Annotated in this window: 3 protein-coding genes; all 3 read right to left on the bottom strand. The window is 61.4% G+C overall.

Annotation, left to right across the window (positions count from 1 at the left end; translation table 11 throughout):
* Nucleotides 1-246: 246 nt before the first annotated feature.
* Nucleotides 247-885 (bottom strand): DUF3239 domain-containing protein, encoded by a 639-nt coding sequence (locus NQ050_RS10880; protein ID WP_257039367.1) that lies wholly within the window; start codon nt 883-885, stop codon nt 247-249.
* Between the two features lie 22 nt (nt 886-907).
* On the bottom strand, nt 908-2,566 hold the full coding sequence (locus NQ050_RS10875) for a DNA repair helicase XPB (RefSeq protein WP_257039366.1): 1,659 nt from the start codon (nt 2,564-2,566) through the stop codon (nt 908-910).
* A gap of 94 nt (nt 2,567-2,660) precedes the next feature.
* A partial coding sequence (locus tag NQ050_RS10870; protein WP_257039365.1) for a helicase-associated domain-containing protein occupies nt 2,661-3,872 on the bottom strand: 1,212 nt, incomplete at its 5' end.

Raw genomic sequence — 3,872 nt, 5'->3', positions numbered from 1 at the left:
CCTCGAGGCGCTCGAAGTACATGCGCACCGCGCGCTCCTGCGTGGCTGCGTCGTACTGACTGGGTCGTGCCATGCTGATCGTCCTCCTAGGGTAAAACCTAGTCTCCGACCAACCCAGGCCGCTTCATTGAAGTAGCTCCCGAGAATTGCCCCTCATGAGTGCGCAACCCAGCCTTTGCCAACCCCCGACATACAAGAGGCCGTGATCCTCGCAATCACGGCCCAATGGGTTAAGCAAAACTAGGTTCACAACTCCAAAAGGTTGAACTTCGTATCGCGGACGTCGGAAAGCTTACCCTTGTGCTTTTCCAGCAGTGCCCAGCGATCGTGGGGGATTGCCCGCTTTGCTTCCTGAATTACGGCGGTATCGGTGGTGCCCCATGCAATCGGCATGGGGGAAATCTCGTCCCAGCGATCTTGGCTGTTCATGGAACGCCTACCGGTCACCGCTACGGAAGGCACTTTCTCGCCTTCTTTGCGCTCGTGGCCCTCAATGCGTGTGACGTTGCGCAGCGCCAGGCCCCAGCGCGGGGGAACGGCGGTGTCTACGTTGAGGTTCACCAACGCGAGGAGCGTCATGTCCCTGGGGCGGACTTCTGCAATGATCGCGGGGACCAATTCGTAGTTGGCGTATAGCTCGGTGGGATTGCCAACCTTTTTCGGCAGCACCGGGATCAATACCAGGAAGACCAGTGCCATGAGGCCAAAGACGCCCAGGATGATCCCACCCATCGCACCGCCGAGCCAGCCGTAGAAGGCTGCACCGATACCACCCAGGATGAGTGCAAAGATACCCGAAGCGATCTGGAGGCGCTTGGTGTCTTTCAGCAGTTCGTTGTTTTTCCGTGCGTAGTGCTCGTCTACAGCAAAATTGAATCGTTGCATCTCACGTCCTTATCTCAGTTCACTAAAGCTGTTCATCTAAATCTTCTGCATCAATAATGCGGTACGCATAGCCCTGTTCCGCCAAGAAGCGTTGGCGGTGCGCCGCGTATTCAGCATCCAAGCTATCGCGGCTCACAAGGGAGTAGAAGTGGGCCTCCACACCGTCCGCCTTTGGCCTCAGCAGGCGGCCAAGGCGTTGCGCCTCCTCCTGCCGAGAACCAAAGGTGCCGCTGACTTGGATTGCCACCGCAGCTTCCGGCAAGTCAATGGAGAAATTTGCCACCTTGCTCACCACGAGCACGCTGAGCTCACCGTTGCGGAACTGTTCAAAGAGCTCCTCACGCTTCTTGTTGCTCGTTTTGCCTTCAATCACGGGTGCGCCGATGCGCTGACCAATCTCCTCAAGTTGATCAACATACGCGCCGATCACCAGCGTCGGTTGGCCTGCGTGGCGCCGCAAGAGTGCATCTACCACCTTGAGCTTCGCGCTTGCGCAAGCGGCCACCCGGTAGCGGTCCTGGCGCTCAGCGGTGGCGTAGAGCATGCGTTCGTTCTCAGTCATGGTGGAACGCACCTCAATGCATTCGGCGGTGGCAATAAAGCCGCGCTGCTCCAGGTCCTTCCATGGGGCGTCGTAGCGCTTGGGGCCGATGAGGGAAAAGACGTCACCTTCACGGCCATCCTCGCGCACCAACGTGGCGGTCAGTCCCAGGCGCCGTCTGGATTGGAGGTCGGATGTCATGCGGAACACTGGGGCCGGGAGGAGGTGGACTTCGTCGTAGATGATCAGCCCCCAGTCCCTGGAGTCAAAAAGTTCCAGTGCGCGGTACTCACCGCCGGTTTTCCTGGTCACCACCTGGTAAGTGGCAATGGTTACGGGCCTGATCTCTTTTCGCTCGCCGGAGTATTCGCCGATCTCGTCCTCGCTCAGCGTGGTTCGCCGCAGCAACTCGCTGCGCCATTGACGCCCAGCAACGGTGTTGGTGACCAGAATCAACGTGGTGCACTGCGCCTTCGCCATCGCGGCAGCGCCCACCATGGTCTTGCCCGCGCCACAGGGCAGCACCACCACTCCTGAGCCGCCTTCCCAAAAGCTCTCCGCGGCCATTTCCTGATAGTCGCGCAAAGCCCACTGTTCTTCGGCGGTGCTCAGAGCGATTGGGTGCGCCTCACCGTCCACGTAGCCGGCAAGGTCCTCCGCGGGCCAGCCAACTTTCAGGAGCTCCTGCTTGAGCCGGCCACGTTCGGAAGGGTGGACCACAATTGTTTCCGGATCAACCTGCGCGCCAAACATGGGGGAGATTTTCTTGTGACGCTGTAGCTCGGCAAGGATTGCGGGTTCCGAGGACTCCAGGATCAGCCCATAGGCGGGGTGTTTGTGCAGGCGCACGCGGCCATACCTGCCCATTGTCTCTGCGACGTCAATCAGCAAAGCCTGCGGCACCGGGAACCGGGAGAAACGCTCCAATACGTCCACAACTTGTTCGGCGTCATGCCCGGCGGCGCGTGCGTTCCACAGCGCCAGTGGTGTGATTCGGTAGGTGTGCACGTGTTCCGGGGCGCGCTCAAGCTCGGCAAACGGGGCTAACGCGGCTCGGGCGATCGGGGCAAGCGGATGGTCAATTTCCAGCAGGACAGTTTTATCCGACTGCACAATAAGCGGGCCGTCACCTAACGCCACAACATTGCCTTTCCATAGGAAGTCACACCACCAGCAACAGGCGGGAGCACAGGAGGCTCAGGGGGTGCGTATTCAACCCCACAATTCTACCGTGCTAGGCAAAAGACACTTCGGTAATCCGGTGCAGCAGGAAATGCTCTACTGCACCTGTGGCTTCGTTGAGTGCGGAAAGCTGCCCGGAGGCCAAGGCGATGGGCGTGACCTTTGTAAAGCTCGCAGCTCCGGAACGATCCACAAAGCCCAGCTTCACCGACTGTTGAGTTCGGATCGCCTCCTGCAGAGCCTCCAACGGGGTTTGGGAGCGAGAAAGGTTTCGGACGGACGCGGTGGCGTCGGTACGCTCACGATCCGTAAGCAGCGCCTGGACCGCACGCTCCACGGCTTGCTCGGCGCGCGCGTGCTTATCCGAGCTCGATGAGGGGCGGGGAGTAGGCACCACGCTCGGGGTGGGGCGCATCGCGATGGACGCGCCGTGCGAATCCTGCGCAACCACATGCACGCCGGCCTGCGCGGCCGCACGAATCACCTGCAGCAGCGGCACCTGAGCTACCGCGACGGTGGGCGCGAGCTGCTGTAAGCCGGTGGTTTCTGCGGCTGGGGAGTTGCACAGCGCGGTGATCGTGGAGGGGTCCTGGGAGGTGATGTAGGAAAGCGCAACGCCGCCGCGGACCTGACCGTGCTGCTTGCTTTCGGCTTCGATGAGGTAGCGCATTGAGCTCGGCACCTCCCCGAGCGTGTGCTGCTCCAGCACCCCAAGGATCTCCTGGCTGCTCATTCCGGCATCGAGTCCGCGGCGAATCGAGGCCGCACTCAGGCGATACAGCGTGGCAATACCCATCGATTCCCGTTCGGCGATCAGCGCCAAGCTCTGCGCGAGCGCCGCCGGCAGCGGACCGGGGGCGAGCACGGTCATATCCCCCTGCGGCACCAGTTGCTCCACGATCCCTGGGGTGTGGCGCTGCGTAAACGCCACCAGATCCGCGGGCAGCAACGCCTCCAAATCCTTCTGCAGTGCGGCGATGGGCTCAGCGCGCAGCACATCCAGCACATCAGTGGGCTCATTTTTCGCGCCGAGCACCCCAAGCCACCGCGCCTCCCCGAGCACTCCTTCCAGCAGCCCATCTTCTACACGCAGGCTGAGCAGGGGGTTCTGGAAGCGGAAGAGCGTGCCGACGCTGCCAGGCGCCTGCCGTGCCCCAGCGATGATCGTGCGGCGCAACGCTGGCAGTTGCTCGGAAACGGATTCTGGGCTCAGCAGACGAACTGAGTTGGTTGTGTTGGGTGTGTTGGTGGGGTTGGGTGGGTT

Origin of the sequence: Corynebacterium sp. 122RC1 (genome assembly GCF_024580955.1) — a bacterium.
Classification (GTDB): domain Bacteria; phylum Actinomycetota; class Actinomycetes; order Mycobacteriales; family Mycobacteriaceae; genus Corynebacterium; species Corynebacterium kozikiae.
This window is presented reverse-complemented; position numbering and strand designations above follow the sequence as displayed.